Here is a 25,841-nt window from a genome sequence, read left to right as displayed (position 1 = left end):
GTGTCGGATCTTAAAACACTGCATTTTTACGCGACACCTGAGCACAAGTGCAGTTATCTTGAAGATCATATCGCACAAACTCTGTTTGTAGACCCCCATGCGGTTATCAGCACGGAGGCTTACAGCGAACTCTCTGATCTTGGGTTCCGCCGGAGCGGCAAACATATCTACAGGCCTCATTGCCAACACTGTCAGGCCTGTATATCTGTTCGGATTCCCATTCCCCAATTTAAACTGAGCCGCAGCCAAAGGCGGGTCCTCAATAAAAATTCAGACCTTAAAGTGCGAAGGCTGAAGCCGGTTTTTACACAGGAATATTATGATCTCTACGCGGAATATATCGAAGCACGGCACGCTGATGGCGATATGTATCCACCTGACCCTGAGCAGTTCAACTCTTTTCTGGTAGAGGGCAATCAGAAAACCGAATTTCTGGAATTTCGTGACGGGACAGGCCGTTTACTGGCGATCGCTGTTGTAGATTTTCTGACCCATGGCCTGTCAGCCATTTACACCTTTCATTCACCGGGCGAGCAGCATCGCAGCCTTGGCAGCTTAGCCATTCTTAAAGAGATTGAAATGTGTCAGTCTCTTAACCTTCCTTTCCTTTATCTCGGATATTGGGTCAGTGAATGCCGCAAGATGCGTTACAAAACCCTGTTCCGACCTATCGAAATGTTACTGGATAATCAGTGGATCAAAATTGACCAGCCGTAACCTTTGTATAAAGAATCGCCGGATTATTCTGTTTTCTCTTTGATATAAAAAAGCATTTAGTGCAAAATACCGCGCAATTATTTTTCGGCTTAAAAGCTCCGAGATAAGCAACCAAGGTAACGAATGAATGGCTAAAGAAGACAGCATTGAAATGGAAGGCACAGTGATCGACACCCTGCCGAACACAATGTTCCGTGTCGAACTGGAAAACGGTCACGTGGTGATTGCCCATATTTCCGGCAAAATGCGTAAGAATTACATCCGTATTCTCACTGGTGACAAGGTTAAGGTTGAGCTGACTCCGTACGACCTGACCAAGGGCCGTATCGTTTACCGCGCTCGTTAATCAGCTATTCAATACCCAACTAAAACGGGGAGCTATATGCTCCCCGTTTCTCGTTGCCTTATCTGCGAACCGTCAGTGACAGCTGTCGGCTATACAGTGCGGTACATCCAGCACAATTTCACCATCCGCACTCACATCAATCATGACATCGCCGCCTTCATGTGAGAGTTCACCAAACAGGATCATCTCAGCCAGCGGTTTTTTCAGTTTTTCCTGTATCAGACGTTTCATTGGGCGCGCACCCATCTGCTGATCGTAACCCTGTTCAGCAAACCACTGACGTGCTGCCTCACTCAGGTGCAGGACCACTTTCTTGTCATCCAGCTGGACCTGAAGTTCAGCAATGAATTTATCCACCACACCTTTGATAATATCCATTGTCAGCGACTTGAACTGAATGATGCCATCGAGACGGTTGCGGAATTCAGGCGTGAAGAGCTTTTTGATCGCCTGCATGCCATCAGTGGAATGATCCTGACGGGTAAAACCAATGGAGTTGCGGCTGATATCTTCCGCGCCTGCATTGGTTGTCATCACCAGAATCACATTGCGGAAGTCCGCCTTGCGACCGTTGTTGTCGGTCAGAGTGCCGTTATCCATCACCTGCAGTAACAGGTTAAATACTTCCGGATGTGCTTTTTCAATCTCATCCAGCAGCAATACACAATGTGGCGCTTTGGTGACAGCTTCGGTCAACAGACCGCCCTGATCGTAGCCGACGTAACCCGGAGGCGCACCGATCAGACGTGATACGGTATGCCGTTCCATATACTCGGACATATCAAAACGTACCAGCTCGATACCCATGATGCGGGCCAGCTGCTGGGTCACTTCGGTTTTACCCACACCGGTAGGCCCGGCAAACAGGAAACAACCTACCGGCTTGTTCGGCTCTTTCAGGCCAGCGCGGGAGAGCTTGATCGCTGAGGACAACGTCTCAATTGCCTCATCCTGACCCAGTACCACCATTTTGAGATTGGTCGCCAGTTTGGCCAGCTGATTTTTATCGGAAGTCGACACGCTTTTTGGCGGAATGCGAGCAATTTTGGCTACGATTGCTTCAATATCAACCACTTCAATTTCTGACTTGCGCAACTCTTCCGGCAGCAGACGCTGATAGGCACCCGCTTCGTCAATCACATCAATCGCCTTGTCAGGCATATGCTTATCATTGATATAACGATCAGCCAGTTCAGCCGCGGCTTTCAGGGCTTCTTCGGTATAGGTGATATTGTGGTGCTCTTCAAAGCGGGAACGCAGTCCTTGCAGAATACGATAGGTGTCGTCCACGCTTGGCTCAAGCACATCGACTTTCTGGAAACGACGTGCCAGGGCACGGTCTTTTTCGAAGATGCCCCGGAATTCCTGGAAGGTGGTTGAACCGATACACCGGATCTGACCGGAGCTCAGCAACGGTTTTAACAGATTGGAAGCATCCATCGAACCACCAGAGGCAGCACCCGCACCGATGATGGTGTGGATCTCATCGATAAACAGGATTGCGTAGGGCTTATCCTTGATCTCTTTCAGCAGCCCTTTGAGGCGTTTCTCAAAGTCACCCCGGTATTTGGTTCCGGCCAGCAAGGCACCCAGATCCAGTGAATACACTACGGAGTCTTTAATAATTTCAGGGACTTTATGGTCGATAATCAGTTTAGCCAGCCCTTCAGCTATCGCTGTTTTACCGACGCCCGCTTCACCCACCAGTAACGGATTATTTTTTCGGCGGCGAGACAGAATCTGTACCACACGCTCAACCTCAGAATCACGCCCTACCAGTGGATCAATCCTGCCCTGCTCCGCTTCAATATTCAGGTTAACTGCATATTTGAGCAGAGCGCTGTCGCCGTTTTCTTCTGTCTCTTCGGCTTCTTCAACCGATTCAGAGTGTGAATGATCACGAGAAGCAACTTTGGAGATGCCGTGAGAGATGTAATTCACCGCATCAATGCGCTCGACACCGTGCTGCTGCAGAATGTAGACCGCCTGACTCTCCTGCTCGCTGAAGATGGCAACCAATACATTGGCGCCGGTGACTTCGCTGCGACCTGAAGACTGGACATGGAACACCGCACGCTGCAGTACACGCTGAAACCCTAAGGTTGGCTGGGTTTCAATATCGGGAATGACATCTGACAGTAAGGGGGTGGTTTCTTCAATAAATTCGGCAAGGCTGCGACCGATGGCCTCCAGATCGGCACCACAGGCAAGTAATACATCACGCGCCTCACGATTATTGAGCAATGCAAACAACAGGTGCTCAATCGTAATAAACTCATGGCGCTTATCCTTCGCCGCCTGAAACGCGGCACTCAGGGTATCTTCCAATTCTCTATTTAACATGGCGCAGCCTCTTAGACCTGTTCCACTTCACATAACAGGGGATGCTGATTCTCCCTTGCATATTGATTAACTATAGCCGCTTTAGTTTCAGCAATGTCACGGGTAAATACTCCACATACACCTTTTCCCTGTGTATGCACGGCTAACATCACCTGAGTCGCTTTCTCCTGGTTCATGTTGAAAAACATCATGAGCACCGCCACGACAAAATCCATCGGGGTGTAATCATCATTATGGAGCACAACACGGTACATGGAAGGTTGCTTAAGTTCAGGCTTGGCCTCCTGAACCACCAAATCATGGTCGTGATGCGGGTGTTCTTCATCAGAATTCTGGGCCAATGGAATGCGTGTACAAGTTGTATCCATGAAAAGTTGGTCTATGATCTAAGACAATATGTTGATTGGCCAAACGACTTAAATTTTGCGCGTTCTAGCTTCGGTTTTAACAACCCAAATCCGTCTGCGCAAGCGATAAGTGTTTGTCTGAGCAATAAGTAATCACTAAACTGCACCTTTAGATAATTCTAGCAGTTATCTAATCAAGGTTCAGGATCAGAACACATCAAGTCATTCATGGAGCGGTATATGCAAACAGGGAAAGTAAAGTGGTTCAATAATTCGAAAGGGTACGGATTTATTCTTTCAGATGAACACGAAGAGGACCTATTTGCACATTTTTCAGCGATTGAGATGGACGGCTACAAAAGCCTTAAAGCGGGTCAGCGAGTCTCCTTTGAAACTCAGCCCGGCCCTAAAGGCACTCATGCCGTCAATATCAGGCCAGCATAAACGCTAAAAAGGCAGCCCGATGGCTGCCTTTTTTGTGCTTATTTATCAACTACATGTGCTCAATAATGGCATCACCGAACTGTGATGCAGACAGCAGCGTAGCGCCCTCCATCAGTCGCTCAAAATCATACGTCACGGTTTTCGCTTCAATCGCCCCGTCCATGCCCTTGATGATCAGATCCGCCGCTTCTGTCCAGCCCATATGTCGCAGCATCATCTCTGCAGAGAGAATAATGGACCCCGGGTTTACCTTGTCCTGACCGGCATATTTAGGTGCTGTGCCATGGGTCGCTTCAAAAATAGCCACCTGATCTGACAGGTTGGCCCCCGGAGCGATACCAATACCCCCGACTTCAGCTGCGAGCGCATCCGACAGGTAATCACCATTCAGATTCAGTGTAGCCACCACATCGTATTCAGCCGGGCGCAACAAAATCTGTTGCAGCATCGCATCTGCTATCACGTCTTTGACGACAATATCCTTGCCGGTCTGCGGATTTTTGAATGTTAGCCATGGACCCCCATTCAACGGCTGGGCACCAAACTCATCTCGCGCCAGTTCATACCCCCAGTCTTTGAAAGCACCTTCGGTAAATTTCATGATGTTACCTTTGTGCACAAGGGTCACTGAGTCACGATCATTATCCACTGCGTACTGAATCGCTTTGCGGATCAGCCGTTTACTGCCCGCTTCCGATACGGGCTTAATGCCAATACCACACATAGAATCAAAGCGGATTTTGGTAACCCCCATCTCCTCTTTCAGGAACTTGATCACCTTATCGGCTTCAGGGGTGCCCGCCTTCCATTCCACGCCGGCATAGATATCCTCGGAGTTTTCGCGGTAGATCACCATATCGACATCACCCGGATTGACCACCGGGCTGGGAACCCCCTTGAACCAACGTACCGGACGCTGACAGACATAGAGATCAAGCTCCTGACGCAAGGCAACATTCAGAGAGCGAATGCCGCCACCCACCGGGGTTGTCAGTGGACCTTTGATGCCCACAACAAACTCTTTAAAGGCCTGCAGTGTTTCATCCGGCAACCAGGTGTCCTGGTCATAGACAGACGTGGCTTTTTCACCGGCATAGACTTCCATCCAGGCGATTTTGCATTTCCCGCCATAGGCTTTTTCAACTGCCGCATCCACCACTTTAATCATAGGTGGAGTGACATCGACACCGATGCCATCACCCTCGATAAAAGGGATGATTGGATGGTCTGGTACATTAAGAGAACCGTCGTTGTTGACTGTGATTTTATCGCCTGCCGGTACTGCTATATTGATATATCCCATATCGACTCCGCACTTTTTTCTTATTGAAATTGTTATACTTATCGAACCGTCAGACAGCGAATCAGCTGCACTAGTTTCATCATAGGCGAAGACCGCCATTTATGCTGAGGAACAGCCTTTGGCTAACCTGATTGTTTTCAATAAGCCCTTCCAGGTGCTGTCACAATTCACCACCACAGATGACAAAAGCACCCTCGCCGACTACATCACAATGCCAAATATCTACGCAGCAGGTCGGCTGGATTATGATTCTGAGGGATTATTGCTACTCACTGATGACGGGCAGGTACAGCACCAGTTGGCCCATCCACGCTTTAAGCTGGAAAAAACCTACTGGGTGCAGGTTGAGGGGGATATATCAGACGAAGCGCTTCAACGTCTCTGTGACGGCGTCACGCTGAACGACGGCCCTACCCGGCCCGCCAAAGCAAAACGACTGCCTGAACCTGACGTATGGCCCCGGGTACCTCCCATCAGGGAACGTAAAAATCAGCCCACAAGCTGGCTGGAACTGAAAATCACGGAGGGCAGGAATCGTCAGGTTCGCAGGATGACGGCAGCGGTTGGTTTTCCGACCCTGAGGTTGATTCGATATGCGATTGGTAACTGGACGATTGCAGGTTTGTCACCGGGAACGCATCGGACAGAACAGATTCATCTGGCCCGGTCAGCCACAACCTCTTCCCAAAACACCAGAACACGGCCAAACAGGAACAAACGAAAACACTAGACCGGTCAGCGCCAGCGTTTGGCAGCAGCCAGATCTGAGGTTTTCTGCTCTACCCAGTGCTCACCGGAAGATGTGATCTCTTTTTTCCAGAAAGGCGCATCCTGCTTCAGGTAATCCATCATAAACTCCACAGCAGCAAAAGCATCGGCCCGATGCGGGCTGCTGGCACCCACAAACACGATCTGCTCATTCAGTGCCAGCCTGCCGACACGATGGATCAGTGTCACCTGACCCAACGGCCAGCGTTCCCTGGCCTGGTCGACAATCGACTGCAGGGCTTTCTCAGTCATGCCGGGATAGTGTTCAAGATAAAGGGCCTGCAGATGAGTCGTATTGGAAAGCTCACGTACCAGGCCGGTAAAGGTCACAATGGCGCCATTGGCACCGGAGGCACACCTAAGGCCGGTGTATAACTGGTTAAGATCAAAATCTTCAGTTTGAACTGCGATGTAGGTAGACACGGGTAATTCCATTCAACTGACTGTTTAAAGCATACCACCAAACCGCCTCAAACCAGTCGATTCAGTACCGAAAACCCATGGCAAAGTGTTAAGATAAGGGTTTTTCAGGGGAACGGCATGAACTGGTATGCCCATGCGACAGTCTCAGTTGTGGTAGAGCGTGATGGGCGCTTTCTGATGGTTGAAGAGGAAGCAAAGCAGCAGCGAGTCCTTAACCAGCCCGCTGGCCATATCGAACCGGACGAAACCTTTATTCAGGCTGCCCAACGGGAAACACTGGAAGAAACCGGCTGGCAGGTTCAACCCAAGGCGATACTGGGCATATATGCTTATACCTCGCCAACCAATGGTGTGACCTATCACCGCACCTGCTTTATCGCAGAAGCGATTCAGCATTTCCCGGAAACGCAGCTCGATCAGGGGATTATTGCTGCAACATGGCTGACACTGGACGAAATAAAACAACAGCAAGGCAAATTACGCAGTCCCATGGTTTTGCGTTGTATTGAAGATTACCTTGCTGGACGGGCTTACCCGCTCGACCTGATCAATGAAATGACCAATCGATAACACTGAAAACCCAGATATCTGATGAAACCCAATAACCAAACCAAAGTCATCGTTGGCATGTCCGGCGGTGTTGATTCCTCTGTCTCAGCCTTGCTGTTACAGCAACAGGGCTATCAGGTTGAAGGCCTGTTTATGAAAAACTGGGATGAGGATGACGGTACCGAATACTGTACCGCCAAACAGGATCTGGCGGATGCTGAAGCGGTTTGTCAAAAACTGGGGATTCATCTGCATACCGCCAGCTTTGCGGCTGAATACTGGGACAATGTGTTTGAACACTTCCTGGAAGAGTATAAAGCCGGACGTACCCCTAACCCGGATATTCTCTGTAACCGGGAGATCAAATTTAAAGCTTTTCTCGAGTATGCCAAAGCACTTGGCGCAGATCTGATCGCCACCGGTCACTATGTTCGCCGTGGCAGTCATAATGGCCAGGCCTGCCTGCTCAAAGGACTGGACCCCAATAAAGATCAGAGTTATTTCCTGCATCAGGTAGGCAGTGCTGAGCTGGCACAAACCCTGTTCCCCGTGGGTGAACTGGAAAAACCCGAGGTGCGGCGCCTGGCAGAACAGCATGACCTGATTACCCACAACAAAAAGGACAGTACCGGTATCTGTTTTATTGGTGAACGCCGCTTTGCTGATTTTCTGAAACAATACCTGCCTGCCCAGCCGGGTACGATCGAGACCCCGGATGGCGATGTCATTGGCGAACACACAGGTCTGATGTATTACACCATCGGACAACGTCAGGGACTCTGCATAGGCGGGCTTAAAGATTATCCTGAAGCTCCCTGGTTTGTAGCCGGCAAAGATCTGGAACGCAATGTACTGATTGCTGTTCAGGGTACAGAGCATGACCTGCTCTACACAGACTGGCTGATCTCTGAAGCGTTATTCTGGATTGATGGCCAGACGCCTGAACTACCCTACCGCTGTACGGCTAAGGTACGTTACCGTCAGGCAGATCAGGATTGTATGATTGAGAAAAAGGTGGGTGAAGGTTATCTGATCCGCTTCAGTCAGCCGCAACGCGCCATCACTCCCGGTCAGTCTGTAGTGATCTATGACAATGAACGCTGCCTCGGCGGCGGCGTCATCGAGACCACCGGTAAATTAGACAGTATTCCGTCCTGAGGAAAAGAGATCGTGACACGTCTCCATGACGAACAAGCCATAGCGCTGGCAGGTGTATTTCAGGCCGCCGCTCTGGTAGAACAGATTGCAACCCGCGGCATGGTGTCTCAGAACAATCTGGATGCCAGTCTTTTCAGCATCATGCAAATCGATGCAAAAACAACCGAAGATGTTTACGGCGGCGTGCGCGACCTGCCCTATAACCTCAGCATCGGCCTTAAGAACCTGCAGGATCTTGTTGAAAAACCAAGGGCTGAACACAATCGGGATGTCATTCGGTATGCGCTGAGTGTGATGCACCTGGAGCGTAAACTCAGCGCCAATCCAGAGATGCTTAAAACCATTGGCCAACGGCTGAAACAGGTCACAGAGCAGGCGCGTTATTTCAATCCGGATGATGCTGAAAGCCTGTCAAACCCGTCTACATTTGCGCACCCCAGTGTCATTGCCAATCTGGCCAGTCTGTATCAGGACACCATCAGTACCTTTAGTTTTCGGATTCAGGTGACCGGTGACCCTCGCCATCTGCAAAACAGGGAAAATGCCGCAAAGATCCGCGCGCTGCTGCTGGCAGGCATTCGCAGCGCCATGTTATGGCGTCAGAAAGGCGGTAAACGCTGGCATCTGATGTTCTTTAAATCCCGCCTGCGACCGACCCTCAAAAAACTCATGTCATAAGCAGGTTTGTCGCGCTATGCCGATGACGGGGCTTCGGGTATAATGCGCCGTTTTTCGCAACCCCTAAAAAGGTAGAGAATACTTCATGGAGCTTTCCGCCCTTACCGCCATCTCCCCGGTTGACGGCCGTTACGGCAGCAAAACTGCTGGTCTGCGTGACATTTTCAGTGAATACGGTCTTATTCGTTTCCGTGTTGAAGTGGAGGTTCGCTGGCTGCAGAAGCTGGCTGCACATCCGCAGATTCCAGAAGTGCCAGCCCTCAGCACCGCTGCGAATGAGCTGCTGAATGCTATCGTAGATGAATTCTGTGAAGCCGATGCACAGGCTGTTAAAGAGATTGAGCGCACAACCAACCATGATGTAAAAGCGGTTGAATACTTTATCAAAGGCAAATTCAAAGATAACGCCGAGCTGCTGGCGATCAGCGAATTTGTTCACTTTGCCTGCACCTCTGAAGACATCAATAACCTGTCGCACGCCCTGATGCTGAAACATGGCCTCGAAGCCATGCTGCCAGTCATGCAGAAAGTGACAGATGAAGTGGCAAATCTGGGTCGTCAGTATGCCGAACAGCCTATGCTATCCCGTACTCACGGTCAGACCGCCTCTCCTACCACCGTCGGTAAAGAGATGGCCAACGTTGCTTACCGTCTGCAGCGCCAGATCAAACAGATCAAGCAGACTGAGCTGCTGGGTAAAATCAACGGTGCCGTGGGCAATTACAATGCTCACATCTCGGCTTATCCGGATATCGACTGGGCTGCCAATGCAGAAGAGTTTGTCACCTCACTGGGGCTGAGCTGGAACCCATATACGACTCAGATCGAGCCGCATGACTATATTGCCGAGCTGTTTGATGCAGTGGGTCGTTTTAACACCATTCTGATCGATTTTGACCGGGATATCTGGGGTTACATCTCCCAGGGTTATTTCAAGCAGAAGACCGTTGCTGGCGAAGTGGGTTCTTCCACCATGCCACACAAGGTCAACCCAATCGACTTCGAAAACTCCGAGGGCAACCTGGGTATTGCTAACGCCATCATGCAGCACCTGGCGGTAAAACTGCCGATTTCCCGCTGGCAGCGTGACCTGACCGACTCCACTGTATTGCGTAACATGGGCGTTGGTTTTGGTTATAGCCTGATAGCGTATCAGTCTTCACTGAAGGGTATCAGTAAGCTGGAACTCAACCCTGCTCAGCTCGATGCCGATCTGGAAGCAGCCTGGGAAGTTCTGGCAGAACCCATTCAGACGGTAATGCGTCGTTACGGTATTGAAGAGCCTTATGAGAAACTCAAGGCCCTGACACGCGGCCATGCCATGACCAAAGAAACTATTCAGAACTTCATTGATACACTGGAGCTGCCTGAAGAAGTTAAAGCGTCACTTAAAACACTGACGCCTCATAACTACATCGGCAATGCTGTTGAACAGGCTAAAAATATTTAACCTGTAGCAACACACTCAACGGGGCCATAGGCCCCGTTTTAGTTTCAACTGATCCCTTCCCCACCTTATAATGCCGGCTCAATTAACGGGTCAATTTTGTCATGCTTGAAAATATCCGCATCGTTCTGATCAATACCTTTCACCCCGGCAACATCGGTGCCGCTGCGCGTGCAATGAAAAACATGGGTCTGAAGCAACTCTGGCTGGTCAATCCCCAGGAGTTCCCCTCACCTGAAGCAGATGCCCGTGCGGCCGGTGGCATTGACCTGCTCGAAAATGCGGTAGTGGTAAACACACTTGAAGAAGCGATTGCTGACTGCCAACTGGTACTGGGTACCAGTGCCCGCACCCAGCGTAGCTTTGACCTGCCTTTGGTCGATGCTCGTACTGCAGCGACTCAGATGGTTTCTGAAGCGGGTCAGGGCCAGATTGCGCTGGTATTTGGCCGTGAAACAATGGGTTTGCACAACAACGAGCTGCAGCAGTGCAATCTGCATGTCTATATCCCAGCCAATCCGGAATACCCGGTCCTGAATGTGGCGCAGGCGATCCAGCTGCTGTGTTATGAGTTGTGGATCGCTGCGCAGGCCCCTGTCAGCCAGCCCGCCCAGGAAACCTACCCAAGACAGCGGGAAATGGCGCTGTTTTATGAACACTTGGAAAAGGTATTACGTCTGACCCAGTTCATCATCCCCCAGCATGAAGGTAAGGTGCTGGATAAGCTGCGGCGTTACTTTAACCGTTCACGCCCCGAGAAAACCGAACTGAATATGCTGCGCGGTATTCTGGCATCCGTGGAAGAAACCGTTGAACGCTTAAAATCACCCGCCGAACAAAACAAGGATAAACAGCCATGAGCCAACCGCTGACCCATCTGGGCGATATGCCGATTGAAACCTTTCTGCGGGACTACTGGCAGAAAAAGCCACTGCTTATCCGCAACGCTTTTCCCAATTTTGAACCGCCGGTCGCCGCTGATGAACTGGCTGGCTTAGCACTCGAAGAGGGTGTTGAGTCCCGCCTGATCCTGCAGTCTGAAGACAAACAGGACTGGCAGCTTGAGCATGGCCCCTTCACAGAAGAGGAACTGACGGATTTGCCCAATTCCCACTGGACCCTGTTGGTACAAGCGGTTGATCACTGGGTGCCTGAAGTGGCCGATCTGCTGGCTCAGTTTCATTTTGTACCCAGCTGGCGTATGGACGATCTGATGATCAGCTATGCCACTGACGGTGGTGGCGTTGGCCCACATTACGATAACTATGATGTTTTTCTGCTCCAGGCGTCGGGTTCCCGGCGCTGGGAAGTCGGTGGCATTTTTGGTGAAGAATCCCCCCGCCGAGATGATACTCCGGTAATGATCCTGCCTGAATGGCAGGCCGAAGAGGTCTGGGATCTGCAACCGGGCGACATGTTATATGTACCGCCCCGTGTTGGTCACAACGGCTATGCAGTTGGCGATGACTGCATGACCTATTCCATCGGTTTCAGAGCACCCAGTCATGAGGAGATTCTGGACGGGTTTGCTGAATTTATCGGTAAATCCCTGCTATCCGAACAGCGTTACACCGACCCCGAGCTGACCGTTACCGCCAATCCGGCTGAGATCGATGCCGACGCCATTAAGCGGGTACAGGCAATTCTGCAGCAGTACGTTAACGATCCAGCCAAAATTGGCGAATGGTTTGGTCGTTTTATGACGGATCCAAAATACCCGGATCAACTGGAAGCAGATGAAGAAATCGAGGCAGATGAGGTTGCTGAACTGCTTGCAGAAGGCGTCACACTGAGCCGCACTGAAGGCTCTCGTTTTGCCTATATAGCAAAAGAAAATGGTTATAGTCTGTTTGTCGATGGCCAGTGTTTTGAGTGTGACTCAGAGATGGAAGCGCTGGTTAAAACCCTGTGCAGCGCAGCCATTATAGAAGTTGAGCCATCAGACCAAAATGTCGGCCTGATCACTGTCCTATTGCAGCTGGGCAGCCTCTACTTTAACGAGTAGAGGCACTGCTGTTCTGGGCAATGTCCAGAATCAGTCGACGCAGCCAGCGATGGGCAGAGTTATGCTGCAACAGCGGACTCCAGGCCATCTTGAACTCAAACTCAGGCACCTCAAACGGTGGTTTTTTAATCACCAGACGCGGATTATTTGAGTGCGCCATGGCGGCTTTACTGGGAATGGTTGCCACCAGCCCCTTCTGTTGAGCCAGAAGCGCGGCTGACTGGTAGTGGCGGGTAAACACAATGATATGGCGCTTATGCCCCACCCGCTCCAGCGCCTCATCCACCCAGCCGAGCCGTTTAGTATCCTTGGGTGTCAGGCCCATGCCTGCGCCCATACCGGTTTTACTGACCCAGACATGACCGGCTGACAGGTAGGATTCAAGACGGAAATCCAGTGAGATGGGGTTATCGACACTGAATACGCAGGAAAAGCTGTCTTTCCAGAGTGTTCGCTGGTGAAACGACTGAGGCATGGTGTCAAAACGGTTGATAACCAGATCCACAAGCCCCTGCTCCACCTCTTTAAAGCTCATATCACTGGGCGTCAGGATATCCAGTACGACATTAGGTGCCTCTTTGCGCAGCCGCTTCAGTAACTGCGGCATCAGGGTCGCCTCACCATAATCACTGGTCATGATCCTGAACACACGGTCGCTGGAGGTGGCGTCAAATTCACCGTTGGGCTCTACTACCTGCTCAACACTGGCCAGTACCTGACGCAGCATTGGCTGCAGTGCAAGCGCCCGCTCGGTAGGAGTCATGCCCTCTGCTGTTCGCACTAGCAGCGGATCACCAAACATCTCCCTTAAACGCCGCAAACCGTTGCTCATTGCGGGCTGACTGATACCGAGTATACTTGCTGAACGGGTCACATTACGCTCCCGCAGCAATACATCCAGATACACCAGAAGGTTCAGATCGATTTTATCTAACAGCATAACGTGTGGATTCTGATGAAAAGTAGCAGCTTAGCCTGCATATTTGTTTTGTGAATATTAGAAATAAACATCATTTATTTCAATTATGCCACATACCACACTAGAATCGACATCGATTTAATTCAACAGGCTGCGCTGTTGTAGCCATTAACCAAGGGATTTCCCATGTCTACTATCAAACAAGATATCGATGCGGTAGCAAACCTGAAAGCGACTTACGGTTCTGCTTGGGACGCTATCAATCCAGAATATGCTGCACGTATGCGCGCGCAGAACAAATTCAAGACAGGCTTGGACATTGCTAAGTACACTGCCGGCATCATGCGTCGTGACATGGCTGAGTTTGACAAAGACAAAACTAAGTACACTCAGTCCCTGGGTTGCTGGCACGGTTTTGTTGGTCAGCAGAAGCTGATCTCTATCAAAAAACACTTTGGTACTACTGAGCGTAAATACCTGTACCTGTCTGGCTGGATGGTTGCTGCACTGCGTTCTGACTTCGGTCCTCTGCCAGACCAGTCTATGCACGAAAAAACTGCTGTAGCTTCTCTGGTTAAAGAACTGTACACCTTCCTGCGTCAGGCTGACGCGCGTGAACTGGGTGGCCTGTTCCGTGCACTGGACGCTGCTCGTCAAGCTGGCGATGCTGCTAAAGAAGCTGAAATCCAGGCTCAGATCGACAACCACGAAACTCACGTTGTGCCAATCGTAGCTGACATCGATGCTGGTTTCGGTAACGCTGAAGCGACTTACCTGATGGCTAAGCAGATGATCGAAGCCGGTGCTTGCTGTCTGCAGATCGAAAACCAGGTTGCTGACGAGAAACAGTGTGGTCACCAGGACGGTAAAGTAACCGTACCTCACGCTGACTTCCACGCTAAACTGCGCGCACTGCGTTACGCTTTCCTGGAACTGGGCGTTGATGACGGTGTTATCGTTGCACGTACCGACTCTGAAGGTGCTGGTCTGACTAAAGAGATCGCTGTTGTTCGTGAACCAGGCGACCAGGGTGACGTTTACAACTCCTTCCTGGATTGCGAAGAAGTTTCTCCAGAAGACACTGCTGAAGGTGACGTACTGATCAGCCGTAACGGCAAGCTGGTTCGTCCTAAGCGCCTGCCTTCTGGTCTGTACCAGTTCCGTCAGGGTACTGGCCACGAGCGTTGCGTATTCGACTGTATCGAAGCTCTGAATGCCGGTGCTGACCTGCTGTGGATCGAAACTGCAGTTCCAACCGTACACGAAATCAAAGCCATGATGGATGACGTTCGTAAAGTACACCCAGACGCTAAGCTGGTGTACAACAACTCTCCATCTTTCAACTGGACGCTGAACTTCCGTCAGCAGACCTACGATGCATGGGTAGCTGAAGGTAAAGACGTGTCCGCTTACGACCGTGCTAACCTGATGTCTGCTGAATACGACGGTTCTGAACTGTCTGAAGCTGCTGACGCTCGTGTACGTACTTTCCAGGCTGATACTGCTCGCGAAGCGAACGTATTCCACCACCTGATCACTCTGCCTACTTACCACACTACTGCACTGTCTGTGGACAACCTGGCTAAAGAGTACTTCGGTGATGCTGGCATGCTGGGTTACGTTGAAGGCGTTCAGCGTAAAGAGATCCGTCAGGGTATCGCATGCGTTAAGCACCAGAACATGTCCGGTTCCGACATCGGCGACGACCACAAAGAGTACTACGCTGGTGAGATGGCTCTGAAAGCTGGTGGTGCTAAAAACACCTCTAACCAGTTCAACTAAGTTTGGACAGGTTCTGTACCCTGCCTTTGCGCTAGCGTAATCAGGGTACAGATCTGGTTAGAACATCAAGGCGACGCCCGCAAAGGTGTCGCCTTTTTTATAGAAAGTACACGCTCTAACCCATCCCGGTAAGCACCTGGTCACTGTTTTACGCTAAAATTCAGACCTGCTTCCCGCTGTAACTGATTAAGTGATTTTAACTATGACTGAGACACCCGCCTTTCTAAAAGATGCTAATGCATTGTTAACTGCACAGGGTTTTACCTGCAGCAATATCTGGTATCACGGCACGTCCTCTGCACTGGTTGACTCAATCAAGACGCAGGGTCTGGTACGTTCCGGGGACAAGGCGCTAAAAGCTGCCGCAAAAAAAACCATGGCTACCATTGGTAACAGCTATACCGAAACGACCGAACCTGTATTTCTCACACAAAGCAAAGAACTGGCTTATTACTGGGCGCAACAAACTGTCCGTAACCGCAGCGTGCGCATTGAAGGCAACGAAATGCCGGTTGTTTTTGCAGTTGAATTGCCAGAGCAACTCAACACACGGGTTAAACCCGACGTGGGTGCCGCCAGTCTGTTGCTGCTAAGCGAAGGTGAAGACTTTATGGCCTTTCTGGCGTCTGTTTACCAGTCAAATGGCCATGAAGCACCTGATATCGATCTTATGAAAGCAGATCGTATGGACTACCTGAACAAACTGGGTATGGCTTATATCGACCAGAATATTGATGCCGAATATCTGCATCTGATCACTGAATAAACCAACAGATACATCTGACTTTAAGAGAGTGCATCTCCACGCCAGATCTTTATTAAAGGACGCATCTGCGTCCTTTTTTATTTATCTCTACCGCATGCCGCTGAAAAGTTCCCTTTGATTTCTCTGTGCAGCGCATCACCTATTGAGCCAGATCAATAAACAACAGCAACAAGCCGTTTTTCGCGGCGCAAAATTGCGCCAGATCAATTCCCGCCAGCGCACTTTGCCGTTTAATGGCGCCATCTATTGAGTGTTGTTCTGAGTTGGGGAGCGTTTTATGAGTAAAAAATTACTGACAGCGGTTGTAATGGGTTCTGCACTGGTTGCGGCTGCACCTGCAATGGCTTATGAAGCAGGCGATATTGTCGTACGTGTGGGTGCTGCAAATGCGAATACATCTACGTCTGACAAAGTACTAGGTGGCGCACTGGATCTGGATGTGAGCAATGATACCTCTATTGGTATCACCGGCACCTATATGTTGACCGATACAGTGGGCATCGAGTTGCTGGCATCTACACCGTTTAACCACGAGATTAACTCTGGCGTACTGGGTCAGATTGGTAAAACCAAACACCTGCCACCAACCCTGTCTGTGCAGTGGTTCCCAATGGGTTCTGGCTCTAAAGTTCAGCCATATGTGGGCGCAGGCATCAACTACACCACTTTCTTTTCTGAGGAAGCCACCGGTGCACTGGCAGGTAGCAAGCTGAAACTCGAGGACTCTATTGGAGTTGCTGTTCAGGCTGGTATCGATGTTGCGCTGAATGATAACTGGTTGCTGAACGCCGCTGTCTGGAAAGTGGATATGGAAACCGATGTAAAACTGGATGGCACTAAAATCGGTAAAGTTGAAATCGACCCGACCGTTTACATGATCTCTGTTGGTTACAAATTCTGATCCAGAGTTAAATACCTTAAAAAGCCGCATTTAATGCGGCTTTTTTGTTGGTTTCAGTTCACCGGCTGCAGGTCAGCCAAGAGCGCCTGCCGGACTGGATCCGGCACTTTCAGATCCACCTGATATGCCGGATGATCGATCACAGCACGCAGTTCGGCCCCGTTCTGCAACGCCATAATCTGTACTGGACTAAGTTCAAACCGCATAAAGTGAACTGCGGCGGTTTTATCCTCCGTAGAGCGGTCCAGATCTTCGTTGTAGATGGGGTAAACAGGGGCCGTATCGGCAATCTGTAAAAACAGTTTTTGCTCTATCCCCACTAAACGCCGCAGCGCTATGCGTCGCTCATGTTCATCCGGAAACTCCAGCATAAACGTCGCTTTCCAGTTGTTACCGTCCGGAATCAGAGGGTTATAAACATCCAGCTCTTCCTGAATACCCGCCTGTTCAAAGATGCGTTCTATGCGCAGCATCTCCTGCACCTGATACTGCATGGTTAACGCCGACTCAAAATACAGGGCAGCATGCTCACCCAGTGGTAAACGACGGTTGGCTTTATGCGCAATGACTTTGCGCCGGAACTCTGGACGAATCTGCGCGTACTCTTCAAGGCTGTATAGATCTGCACGTGTCAGCATCTTTCTGCTCCTCTAAATACCATAAGCCCGTCTCAGCAAAGAAACAGGATGCGAAGTCGACTGCTCACCGCCGAGAGCATTGGCGATATGGTGGCCAGCCATTGGGCAATCGCTGCCGTGGTAATCAGGTCCAATCCGTTTCACCTGATTAGCCACGGGTTTAACGATCTTCATCGCACTGGCGTGGGTCTCTTTTTTGACCGCATAGGTGCCGTCATGACCGGAGCATCGCTCTATGGTCTGGACCTCTGTCTCCGGTATCAGGCTGAGAATTTCCTGGGTTTTGCGGCCGATATTCTGCACCCGCTGATGGCAGGCCGCCTGATAGGCCACTTTACCCAGTGTGTTTTTAAAATCGGTTTTGAAAGCGCCCTGTTTGTGACGCAGGACCAGATATTCAAACGGATCAAAAACAGCGGTAGCCACTGCCCTGACCTGTTCATCATCCGGGAACATCAGCGGCAGTTCCTGTTTGAACATCAGGTTGCATGAAGGTACCGGGCTGATGATATCCCAGCCATCTGAGACATACCGATGGAGCGTGGCAATATTGTTCTCTTTAGCTGCCTGTACTGCCTTTAGGTCTCCCAGCTCTAGCTTGGGCATGCCACAGCACTGTTCACGCACCGCCAGCGTGACTTCAATATCGTTATGTCGCAACACAGCAGCCAAATCTTCCACCAGTGTCGGTTCGTTGTAATTGCCGTAGCAGGTGGTGAACAGTACCACCCGCCCTGTGGTACCGCCGACAGCAGTGACCGTTGCCAGGTACTCTTCAGATGCTTGTAATCGTTTTCTGGCGGTTGGCGTTTGATAGGTCGGCAGTGCAGCATCCGCATCTACTTCCAAAACCGACTCAAGCAGTTTACGGGTTGGTTTTGCTGCGTTCACTGCATTCACAGCAAGATTCACCAGCGGAATGGTTGCCAGTTTGCCCACTGCATCAGTACTGGTGAGTATTTTATCCCGGGTCTTAACCCTGCCCTGTTCAAATTTGACGGCTTTCGCCCGCAGCATTAAGTGTGGAAAGTCGATATTCCATGGATGAGGTGGTGTATACGGGCACTTGGTCATGTAGCAGAGGTCACAAAGGTAGCAGTGATCCACCACTTTCCAGTAGTCCTCTTTTGCCACGCCGTCCACTTCAAAGGTGTCGGATTCATCCACCAGATCAAACAGGGTCGGAAAGGATTCACACAGGCTGACACAACGTCGGCAGCCGTGGCACAGATCGAAGACGCGCTCAAGTTCACCGAACAAACTGGCTTCGTCATAATATTCTTCGTTCTGCCAATCGATCGGATGTCGGGTTGGCGCTTCCAGATTGCCTTCTCCAGACGCCATAAGGGCCTCCTGTTCTGCTATGGACACTCTGGCTCAGCCGTGTGGGCTGAGCCAAACAATCATTCCATTTCGGTAAGCGCTCTCTGGTAACGGTTGGCGTGTGAGCGTTCTGCCTTGGCCAGGGTTTCAAACCAGTCAGCAATCTCGTCAAACCCTTCATCACGTGCATCCTTGGCCATGCCCGGATACATATCAGTGTATTCGTGGGTTTCACCGGCCACAGCTGATTTCAGGTTATCCCCGGTTGGTCCAAAAGGGAGACCTGTGGCTGGATCGCCACATTGCTCAAGGTACTCAAGATGACCATGCGCATGGCCGGTTTCACCTTCAGCGGTAGAACGGAAAAGTGCTGCAATATCGGGATAGCCCTCTACATCTGCTTTGTTGGCAAAGTAGAGATAACGACGGTTAGCCTGTGATTCACCTGCAAATGCATCCTTCAGGTGTTGCTCTGTTTTACTGCCTTTCAAATCCATGACTCTGCTCCTGATTATTGTTATCGAGACGTCAAGCTCTGTCAGGCACCGGGTACAGCAAAACCTGCACAGTTTAAGTGCCTGTAAAAAGCTTTGGTTATGAAATGCAGATAGAGAAATAGATAATCTATATGGCAGTGGTAGCTAAAAGCTATCAGCCGCGCCAGAACACACCTGAGAACAGCACCATGATGCTTAGCAGTTCAAGACGGCCCAGCAACATTGCAAAACTCAACACCCATTTGGCGGTATCCGATAAGGGGGCAAAGTTACCGGCCGGGCCGATAATATCGCCCAGACCCGGCCCTACATTGGTCAGGGCTGTGGCGGCACCGGTAATGCTGGTGACAAAATCCAGACCGGTCAGGGCCAGCACCATGGTGGTGAAAACCAGCACCATAAAAAACAGAAAGCTGAATGCCACCGCGGAAAAAATAATGTCATCTTCAACTTCCTTGCCGTTATAGCGGATCGAAAATATGCCGCGTGGGTGCACCAGAAGTTTGATCTGACGGATCAGAAACATAAACGACAGCTGAAATCGAAACACCTTCATGCCACCACTGGTAGAGCCGGAGCAGCCGCCAATAAAGGTAACAAAGAAGAAAAACGCCAGACTGAAACCACCCCAGAGGGTGTAGTCCGTGGACGCGAATCCGGTGGTAGTGATAACAGAAACAATATTAAAAGCCGCCTGCGTCAGCGCTTCAAACGGACCATAAATATCCTGACCGATAAGGTACAGCGTCATAATCAGAGTCAGCACTGCCACAATCAGGAGAAATCCCCTAACCTGCTGATCAAGAAAAACTTTGAGCGAGGGCTGGGTTAGCAGCCGGATAAACATCACAAACGGCAGCGCACCCAGCAGCATAAACAGCACTGAAACCCAGAGAATCGCCGGGCCAAAACGCCCCATCGAGCGATCATCTGTAGCAAATCCGCCGGTAGATACGGTGGTCAACGCATGACTGATGGCATCAAACAGATTCATACCATTTATCCAGTATCCCAGGATACAGCCCGTGGTAATCAGCATGTAAACCAGAAACAGCGAGCGGGCCAGATCTGCCAGACGCGGCAACGATTTATCAGACCAGTCAGAGGATTCCGTCTGGAACAGCCGCATACCGCCCACGTGGAGGAACGGCAGGATCGAGACGGCCATCCCAATCACTCCCAGACCGCCGATCCACTGCAACAGAGCACGCCACAGCAATAGGCTGTGAGGCATATATTCAAGCCCTGTCAAAATGGTTGAACCGGTCGTTGTGATACCGGAGACCGATTCAAACACAGCATCGGTAAAGCGGATATGGTCATGTCCAAAGATCAGCGGCAAGGCACCAATCACCGAAAGCAGGGCCCAACTGCAACAGGTGAGAAGATATAGCTGTCTTGGTCCGAGCGAGAATTTACGGGGTCGAAACGCGGCAATCAGAAAAACACCGGCGATAAATGAGATGCCGGCAGATACCAGAAACGCATGGGTCTCACTGTCCTGATGAAACCAGCCAAGGGTGGTTGGCAATAACAGCATTGCGGCCATCATAAGGGACAGCAGGCCGCAGACATAAAACACTGGCTTGAACAGCTTCAACATGAGTGTTGCTTCTCACACCACACGGGCACGTTTTCTTCGCTTTAGTCCAGTCTAACTAAACCAAGAACCGGTCAATTAAGGTTTCAACTCAAAGTGCCAAGCATTTGTAATTTAACAAATTAAAACACAAGCTCAGGGAGATGTTCAGCCCAAATACTCAGCTTCGTAAAAAAGAGGCTAAAAATGACTGCGTTCTGGGTGATTGTGGCTGAGAGAAAAGCTGCTCCGGTCTGCCCTCTTCGACAATCCTGCCCTGATCAAGAAAACAGACCCGATCACTGATTTCCCGGGCGAAATACATCTCATGGGTGACCAGCAACATGGTATAGCGCTGGGTTGCAGCCAGTTGCCGGATAACATCCAGCACCTCATCCACAAGTTCTGGATCAAGGGCTGAGGTGATCTCATCCAGCAGCAGTACCGAGGGTTGCATCGCGAGTGTCCGGGCAATACCGACACGCTGTTTCTGCCCACCCGATAAATCTGCAGGAAAGGCATCCGCTTTATCCGCCAGCCCAACCTGCTCAAGCAGGCAGGCTGCATCGTTATATGCCTGCTCACGGGATTTGCCCAGAACTCTGATGGGCGCTTCAGCAATATTGCGCAACACACTCATGTGCGGGAACAGATTAAAATGCTGAAATACCATCCCCAACTTAGCGCGCATCTGACGCAGGTGCTTTTCATCTGCTTTAACAGTTTTGCTGCGACGTTCACAGTGCCATAACGGCTCTCCATCAATGAATATCTCTCCGCCATCAATGGTTTCCAGTGTCATCAGCATTCTAAGCAAGGTGCTTTTTCCTGAACCACTGGGGCCGATCAGGGTAACAATCTCCTGCTCCGTAATATCCAGATTAAAACCGTCAAAGAGAGGCTGATCGCCAAAAAATTTAGACACATCCTGGAAACGAATTTTGGGTTGTTTCATCTTAACCTGAACCCCTCGGGTGGAAATTTACGCTCAAGCAGCAGAACCGCGATTGCAGCAATCAGGCTGAAGACGAGATAGAGCACACCAACCAGCGTGAGTGGCTCAAGGTAGCGAAAGTTTTCAGAACCAATGATTTTCGCCAGCTGCATCATCTCCAATAAAGTAATTGCAGAGAGTTGCGGGGTTTCCTTGAACATGGCGATCACATAATTACCGGTTGCTGGCAGTGCCGCACGTAACGCCTGGGGAAACACCACGTCAAAGTAAGTATGAAAACGCGACAGATTCAGGGCACGGGCGGCTTCCCACTGACCATGATCAACGCCTTCAATACCGGCACGAAATACCTCAGCCAGATAACAGCCATAATGCAGCCCAAGCGCCAGAACACCGGTTGCCAGTGGCGACAGGTTAATGCCTATTTCCGGTGTAATGTAATAGATAAAGAAGATTTGAATCAGCAACGGGGTACTGCGGATAAACTCAATCACCCCGCGCGCTGTCCAGCGGAGAAAATGCAACCGGCTGCGACGGAGCAGCGCCAGCACAACACCGACAACCAACGCCAGCAGACTGCCCAGCAAGGTTGCCAGCAATGTTACCTTGGCACCCTGCAGCAGCACCGGCAGGACTTCAAGCGCAAACCCCCAATCCCAGTAAAGCTCATCCACCCTGCAGACCTCCCCGTTTCAGGCCACGGCCTACCCGTTTTTCCAGAGCGCGGAACAGGGCCGCCAGCAGCTGAGCCAGAAAAAAATAGATCAACAGCACCGTACCAAAAATAAGCCCGACCTGGAGCGTGAGATCAGCCAGGGCTTTTGCCTGATAGGTCAGATCTGCCACCGTAATCAGTGACACCAGTGATGTTGCTTTCAGCAGTTCAATGGACAGGTTACCGAGGCTGGGCAACATATTCGCCAGCGCTTGTGGCAACAGAATGTAGCGCAGACGTTGCCAGGCAGAAAAATTGAGCGCCACAGCCGCATCGGACTGGCCCTGGGGCACTGTCAGCAGAGCACCACGCACCACCTCTGCCACATAGGCACCGATATTCAGACCTATCGCCAGAACCCCGGCACTGACGGCGGAGAGTGACACTCCAAGAAAGGGCAAAACGAAATAGATCCAGTAGAGCTGGATCAGGACGGACGTACCCCGGAAAAACTCGATGTAAACCACTACAACAGAGCGCAGAAACCAGCCTGCATAGAGGCGTGTAATCCCCGCGAGAAACCCCACCAGACCCGAGATGGGCAGCGCCAGCAGCACAATCAGCAGGGTTACACCCAGGCCGCGCAACAGCAGCGGCAGCATTTCATAAAAGGTCATGTTTGATTAGTCAGCATCACACAGCTGCTGAGCCGTCGCCCCTTCAGGCAATGTATGTTTACCAAAACCAAAAGGTTCAATCAGGGAAAGGTGTTGTGCTGAACCGATAAACCCCGTCAGTTGTTGATTGAAGGCTTCTCTCAAATCCCCGTCGTTCTTACGAAAGCCAAAGCCACCAAAACCGCGAATGGTTTTGCCTTTAATCTGCAGCGGCGTAAAAGGTTGTGCCAGTTCAACACGCGGATCTTTAGTGGCCAGTTGCGCCATGGTCAGGCTGGTACCTGCCAACGCATCAATGCGCCCTGCTTTTAACGCGGCCACCCCCGATGGGTAATCAGGCAGGGTCACCAGTTTCCGTAAGGCGATACCGTATTCACGGGCATACCCATACTCTACGGCGCCTGCCATCACCCCCAGTCGGACGTTTTGCGCTTTGACATCATTGTAACCATGTAGCGCACGTGGATTGCCTTCAGGTACCAGAAGCCCCTCACCAATGGCGTATGTCGGATCAGAAAACAGAATCTGCCGACAGCGTTTAGGGGTGATATACATCCCCGCTGCTATCAAATCAAACCGCCCGGCTTTCAGACCGGGGATCAATGCCCCAAACTCTGTGATAACCACCTCAATCTGATTCGTCCCCAATTGATTGAGAATCACTTTGGCAATTTCCGGCGCCTCACCTGTAACCTCTCCCTGTTCATTCAGGTAACCATAGGGAATCTCATTGGCTACACCAATGGTGACCGCTCCACCCGATCTGATTCGCTCAAGCGTATCAGCAGCGGCTGTCGCTGCGACCAGTAATGACAGGCAGGCGATACCCACTACCACTACGGCGTTAAACAGAGCGAAGCAGCGGGTTCGTGACGGTATAACGGGACTAATACTCATAAATAGTTTGCATTTCGAATTAATTGTTTATTTTCAGAAAAAGAACAAAGTTCAGTTATTGCGGAATATATTTCTTATTTATCAGAATATTACGAGTATAAAGATAACCAAATACTCGCAATCAGAAAGAAGAAATTCAAAAAAACGTATAATTTACTTAGCACATTAAACTAAATCATTGGCTGAGAAACAGCAACCTGAAAGCCGATCTAAGCGGTTAAACAATGAATCGGGCACTGTGCTCTATCAGCTTTGTCAGAAACCATTGCAGCCCCTGACCCATGGTCTGTTTGCGCCAGGCCAGAGAAAAACTGTGTTTCTCACGCGCCTGCTCGTATTGAAGTATTTTGAGTTCACCAGCTGCAAGGTGGTTTTTAATCCGAAACAGTGGCAGATAGCCTACCCCCATGCCCTTCAACTGAACTTCCAGTTTTTTCTGTAAATTGGGCACGGTGATCTGCGCACGTCCATCCAGCAGCCCTACGGATCTGACCGGCAGATTCCTCGAACTGTCGGCGATCACAACCGTAGGATAGGCATGAATATCTTCAGCGGATACCGGCCCGGCAATCTGAGCCAGAGGGTGATTGGCCGCAACCGCCATCACAAATTCAACGGAGCCCATGGGGTGTGCTTCATAACCTGGCCCGGGTGGCTGTCCCTCAGCACCTATGAAAAGATCACAGCGACCCGCATTCACAGCATCCCAGCCACCACCTAATACCTCTTCCACAACTTCAACACTGGTACTGGGATGCATGATCTGAAATTCAGCTATCAGCTCATACAAAGGGTCCGCCTCAAACAGCGTATCGATTCCCAGCGTTATATTTATCTCCCACCCCAATGCCGCCTGTCTCGCCATGGTCGTAAGTTCTTCAGTGGCCAGCAGGATTTTTCGGCCATGCTCCAGTACCAGTTGCCCTGCCGGGGTCAGCACGGCCCTGCGGTGAGTTCGATCAAACAGCTCCAGCCCCAGATCTGACTCCAGCTTTTTGATGGTGTACGAGATTGCGCTGGGCACACGAAACAGCTCCTCCGCTGCACCGGCAAAGGTTTCATGGCGACTGATCGCATCAAGGGTACGTAATGCATCGAGTGTAATAGGTGAATACATTATTCAATTTTTTTGACCATTTGCGTCAAAATTATCCGCTGTAAATAAAAATATCCAGTAATTATGATAGATACATAAATCAATCATATTGAATAAAGGTATTCGAAATGTCTCTTTCACGCATCAAAGCGCTGCTTCAGACCAGCGACAGCTACAGCGCACTGGCGCTGCGCCTCCCAATTGGCATTATTTTTATGGCACACGGTGCCCAGAAACTGTTTGGCGCCTTTGGCGGCTACGGTCTTGAGGGTACAGGACAATGGATGGATTCCATCGGCCTATCCCCCGGTTATGTCATGGCTTTACTGGCGGGCAGTGCGGAGTTCTTTGGCGGTCTGGCACTGGTGATTGGTCTGCTGGTACGTCCCGCATCTGCCGTACTGGCTTTTACCATGCTGATCGCTATCTTCTCTGTACACATTCAGAATGGACTGTTCATGAGCAACAACGGCTACGAGTTTGGTCTGGCGCTACTGGCCGCTTCTGTAGCATTGCTGATCAGCGGTGGCGGTCAACTATCTCTGGATAAAACGATCAGTGCTCGCATCAGCTAAGTGACATGCAGAAAAGCATTAATAGACAAGCAAAGACAAAAAACCGGGATATT

Annotated in this window: 28 protein-coding genes; 14 read left to right on the top strand and 14 right to left on the bottom strand. The window is 50.6% G+C overall.

Annotation, left to right across the window (positions count from 1 at the left end):
• Both P2G53_RS00235 and infA read left to right on the top strand, forming a co-directional pair.
• Window positions 1–717, top strand: a complete 717-nt coding sequence (locus P2G53_RS00235) for an arginyltransferase (protein WP_275812000.1) — start codon at window positions 1–3, stop codon at window positions 715–717.
• Window positions 718–844: 127 nt separating this feature from the next.
• A complete protein-coding gene (gene infA, locus P2G53_RS00230) occupies window positions 845–1,063 on the top strand; it encodes a translation initiation factor IF-1 (protein ID WP_275811997.1) in 219 nt (72 codons plus the stop codon).
• 72 nt (window positions 1,064–1,135) lie between these two features.
• Here infA and clpA read toward each other — a convergent pair whose 3' ends face one another.
• Both clpA and clpS read right to left on the bottom strand, forming a co-directional pair.
• A complete protein-coding gene (gene clpA, locus P2G53_RS00225; RefSeq protein ID WP_275811994.1) occupies window positions 1,136–3,406 on the bottom strand; it encodes an ATP-dependent Clp protease ATP-binding subunit ClpA in 2,271 nt (756 codons plus the stop codon).
• A gap of 11 nt (window positions 3,407–3,417) precedes the next feature.
• Window positions 3,418–3,774, bottom strand: coding sequence for an ATP-dependent Clp protease adapter ClpS (gene clpS, locus P2G53_RS00220; RefSeq protein ID WP_275811991.1), 357 nt, complete (start codon window positions 3,772–3,774; stop codon window positions 3,418–3,420).
• Between the two features lie 219 nt (window positions 3,775–3,993).
• Between clpS and cspD the strand changes: the two genes are divergently transcribed.
• Window positions 3,994–4,197, top strand: coding sequence for a cold shock domain-containing protein CspD (gene cspD, locus P2G53_RS00215; RefSeq protein WP_275811989.1), 204 nt, complete (start codon window positions 3,994–3,996; stop codon window positions 4,195–4,197).
• Between the two features lie 49 nt (window positions 4,198–4,246).
• On the opposite strand, the gene icd is transcribed toward cspD, so the two are convergent.
• The gene (gene icd / locus P2G53_RS00210; RefSeq protein ID WP_275811986.1) at window positions 4,247–5,500 is read right to left on the bottom strand and encodes an NADP-dependent isocitrate dehydrogenase; all 1,254 of its coding nucleotides are present in this window, start codon (window positions 5,498–5,500) and stop codon (window positions 4,247–4,249) included.
• A 118-nt stretch (window positions 5,501–5,618) separates the two neighbouring features.
• Between icd and P2G53_RS00205 the strand changes: the two genes are divergently transcribed.
• Window positions 5,619–6,230 carry a pseudouridine synthase gene (locus P2G53_RS00205; RefSeq protein WP_275811985.1) on the top strand — a complete coding sequence of 204 codons (612 nt, stop codon included), beginning with the start codon at window positions 5,619–5,621 and terminating at the stop codon, window positions 6,228–6,230.
• A gap of 5 nt (window positions 6,231–6,235) precedes the next feature.
• Here the strand turns inward: P2G53_RS00205 and moaE are convergent, their stop codons facing one another.
• The gene (gene moaE, locus P2G53_RS00200; protein ID WP_275811984.1) at window positions 6,236–6,691 is read right to left on the bottom strand and encodes a molybdopterin synthase catalytic subunit MoaE; all 456 of its coding nucleotides are present in this window, start codon (window positions 6,689–6,691) and stop codon (window positions 6,236–6,238) included.
• Window positions 6,692–6,808: 117 nt separating this feature from the next.
• Between moaE and P2G53_RS00195 the strand changes: the two genes are divergently transcribed.
• The 6 genes from P2G53_RS00195 to P2G53_RS00170 all read left to right on the top strand — a co-directional run bounded on the left by P2G53_RS00195 (window position 6,809) and on the right by P2G53_RS00170 (window position 12,528).
• Entirely contained in the window at window positions 6,809–7,261 is a 453-nt protein-coding gene (locus tag P2G53_RS00195; protein ID WP_275811982.1) for an NUDIX hydrolase, read from the top strand.
• Window positions 7,262–7,282: 21 nt separating this feature from the next.
• Window positions 7,283–8,398 carry a tRNA 2-thiouridine(34) synthase MnmA gene (gene mnmA, locus P2G53_RS00190; RefSeq protein ID WP_275811981.1) on the top strand — a complete coding sequence of 372 codons (1,116 nt, stop codon included), beginning with the start codon at window positions 7,283–7,285 and terminating at the stop codon, window positions 8,396–8,398.
• A 12-nt stretch (window positions 8,399–8,410) separates the two neighbouring features.
• A complete protein-coding gene (gene hflD, locus P2G53_RS00185) occupies window positions 8,411–9,076 on the top strand; it encodes a high frequency lysogenization protein HflD (RefSeq protein ID WP_275811979.1) in 666 nt (221 codons plus the stop codon).
• Between the two features lie 85 nt (window positions 9,077–9,161).
• Complete coding sequence (gene purB / locus P2G53_RS00180) at window positions 9,162–10,526, top strand: adenylosuccinate lyase (protein WP_275811976.1); 1,365 nt, start codon at window positions 9,162–9,164, stop codon at window positions 10,524–10,526.
• A 101-nt stretch (window positions 10,527–10,627) separates the two neighbouring features.
• The gene (locus tag P2G53_RS00175; RefSeq protein ID WP_275811973.1) at window positions 10,628–11,383 is read left to right on the top strand and encodes an RNA methyltransferase; all 756 of its coding nucleotides are present in this window, start codon (window positions 10,628–10,630) and stop codon (window positions 11,381–11,383) included.
• A complete protein-coding gene (locus tag P2G53_RS00170) occupies window positions 11,380–12,528 on the top strand; it encodes a cupin domain-containing protein (RefSeq protein ID WP_275811970.1) in 1,149 nt (382 codons plus the stop codon). Before P2G53_RS00175 ends, P2G53_RS00170 begins: the two co-directional genes overlap by 4 nt.
• On the opposite strand, the gene P2G53_RS00165 is transcribed toward P2G53_RS00170, so the two are convergent.
• The gene (locus P2G53_RS00165) at window positions 12,518–13,468 is read right to left on the bottom strand and encodes a LysR family transcriptional regulator (RefSeq protein WP_275811967.1); all 951 of its coding nucleotides are present in this window, start codon (window positions 13,466–13,468) and stop codon (window positions 12,518–12,520) included. The two genes, P2G53_RS00170 and P2G53_RS00165, sit on opposite strands and share 11 nt — an antisense overlap.
• A 165-nt stretch (window positions 13,469–13,633) precedes the next feature.
• On the opposite strand from P2G53_RS00165, the gene P2G53_RS00160 reads away from it, so the two are divergent.
• From P2G53_RS00160 to P2G53_RS00150, 3 genes are all read left to right on the top strand, one after another.
• Window positions 13,634–15,229: an isocitrate lyase gene (locus P2G53_RS00160; protein WP_275811964.1), complete on the top strand. Its 1,596-nt coding sequence runs from the start codon at window positions 13,634–13,636 to the stop codon at window positions 15,227–15,229.
• A 202-nt stretch (window positions 15,230–15,431) separates the two neighbouring features.
• Entirely contained in the window at window positions 15,432–15,995 is a 564-nt protein-coding gene (locus P2G53_RS00155) for a hypothetical protein (RefSeq protein WP_275811961.1), read from the top strand.
• Between the two features lie 277 nt (window positions 15,996–16,272).
• On the top strand, window positions 16,273–16,896 hold the full coding sequence (locus P2G53_RS00150) for an OmpW family outer membrane protein (RefSeq protein ID WP_275811959.1): 624 nt from the start codon (window positions 16,273–16,275) through the stop codon (window positions 16,894–16,896).
• 53 nt (window positions 16,897–16,949) lie between these two features.
• On the opposite strand, the gene P2G53_RS00145 is transcribed toward P2G53_RS00150, so the two are convergent.
• From P2G53_RS00145 to P2G53_RS00105, 9 genes are all read right to left on the bottom strand, one after another.
• A complete protein-coding gene (locus P2G53_RS00145; RefSeq protein WP_275811956.1) occupies window positions 16,950–17,534 on the bottom strand; it encodes a DUF3501 family protein in 585 nt (194 codons plus the stop codon).
• A 12-nt stretch (window positions 17,535–17,546) separates the two neighbouring features.
• On the bottom strand, window positions 17,547–18,878 hold the full coding sequence (locus P2G53_RS00140; RefSeq protein WP_275811953.1) for a heterodisulfide reductase-related iron-sulfur binding cluster: 1,332 nt from the start codon (window positions 18,876–18,878) through the stop codon (window positions 17,547–17,549).
• A gap of 59 nt (window positions 18,879–18,937) precedes the next feature.
• A complete protein-coding gene (locus P2G53_RS00135; protein WP_275811950.1) occupies window positions 18,938–19,354 on the bottom strand; it encodes a rubrerythrin family protein in 417 nt (138 codons plus the stop codon).
• A gap of 154 nt (window positions 19,355–19,508) precedes the next feature.
• Window positions 19,509–20,957, bottom strand: coding sequence for a TrkH family potassium uptake protein (locus tag P2G53_RS00130; RefSeq protein WP_275811947.1), 1,449 nt, complete (start codon window positions 20,955–20,957; stop codon window positions 19,509–19,511).
• A gap of 157 nt (window positions 20,958–21,114) precedes the next feature.
• Entirely contained in the window at window positions 21,115–21,888 is a 774-nt protein-coding gene (gene ehuA / locus P2G53_RS00125; RefSeq protein ID WP_275811943.1) for an ectoine/hydroxyectoine ABC transporter ATP-binding protein EhuA, read from the bottom strand.
• Window positions 21,885–22,562 carry an ectoine/hydroxyectoine ABC transporter permease subunit EhuD gene (gene ehuD / locus P2G53_RS00120; RefSeq protein WP_275811940.1) on the bottom strand — a complete coding sequence of 226 codons (678 nt, stop codon included), beginning with the start codon at window positions 22,560–22,562 and terminating at the stop codon, window positions 21,885–21,887. Before ehuD ends, ehuA begins: the two co-directional genes overlap by 4 nt.
• Window positions 22,555–23,220, bottom strand: a complete 666-nt coding sequence (ehuC, locus tag P2G53_RS00115) for an ectoine/hydroxyectoine ABC transporter permease subunit EhuC (protein WP_275811936.1) — start codon at window positions 23,218–23,220, stop codon at window positions 22,555–22,557. Before ehuC ends, ehuD begins: the two co-directional genes overlap by 8 nt.
• A gap of 6 nt (window positions 23,221–23,226) precedes the next feature.
• Window positions 23,227–24,117: an ectoine/hydroxyectoine ABC transporter substrate-binding protein EhuB gene (ehuB, locus tag P2G53_RS00110; protein ID WP_275811933.1), complete on the bottom strand. Its 891-nt coding sequence runs from the start codon at window positions 24,115–24,117 to the stop codon at window positions 23,227–23,229.
• A gap of 217 nt (window positions 24,118–24,334) precedes the next feature.
• A complete protein-coding gene (locus tag P2G53_RS00105; RefSeq protein WP_275811931.1) occupies window positions 24,335–25,234 on the bottom strand; it encodes a LysR family transcriptional regulator in 900 nt (299 codons plus the stop codon).
• Between the two features lie 107 nt (window positions 25,235–25,341).
• Here P2G53_RS00105 and P2G53_RS00100 point away from each other — a divergent pair, with 107 nt between their 5' ends.
• Window positions 25,342–25,788: a DoxX family protein gene (locus tag P2G53_RS00100; RefSeq protein ID WP_275811928.1), complete on the top strand. Its 447-nt coding sequence runs from the start codon at window positions 25,342–25,344 to the stop codon at window positions 25,786–25,788.
• The last annotated feature ends 53 nt before the right edge of the window (window positions 25,789–25,841 follow it).

The sequence above is a fragment of the Neptuniibacter sp. CAU 1671 genome (genome assembly GCF_029222905.1).
In the GTDB taxonomy this organism is placed as follows: Bacteria; Pseudomonadota; Gammaproteobacteria; order Pseudomonadales; family Balneatricaceae; genus Neptuniibacter.
Note: the sequence above shows the minus strand (reverse complement) of the source record. Positions and strands in the feature narration are given on the sequence as shown.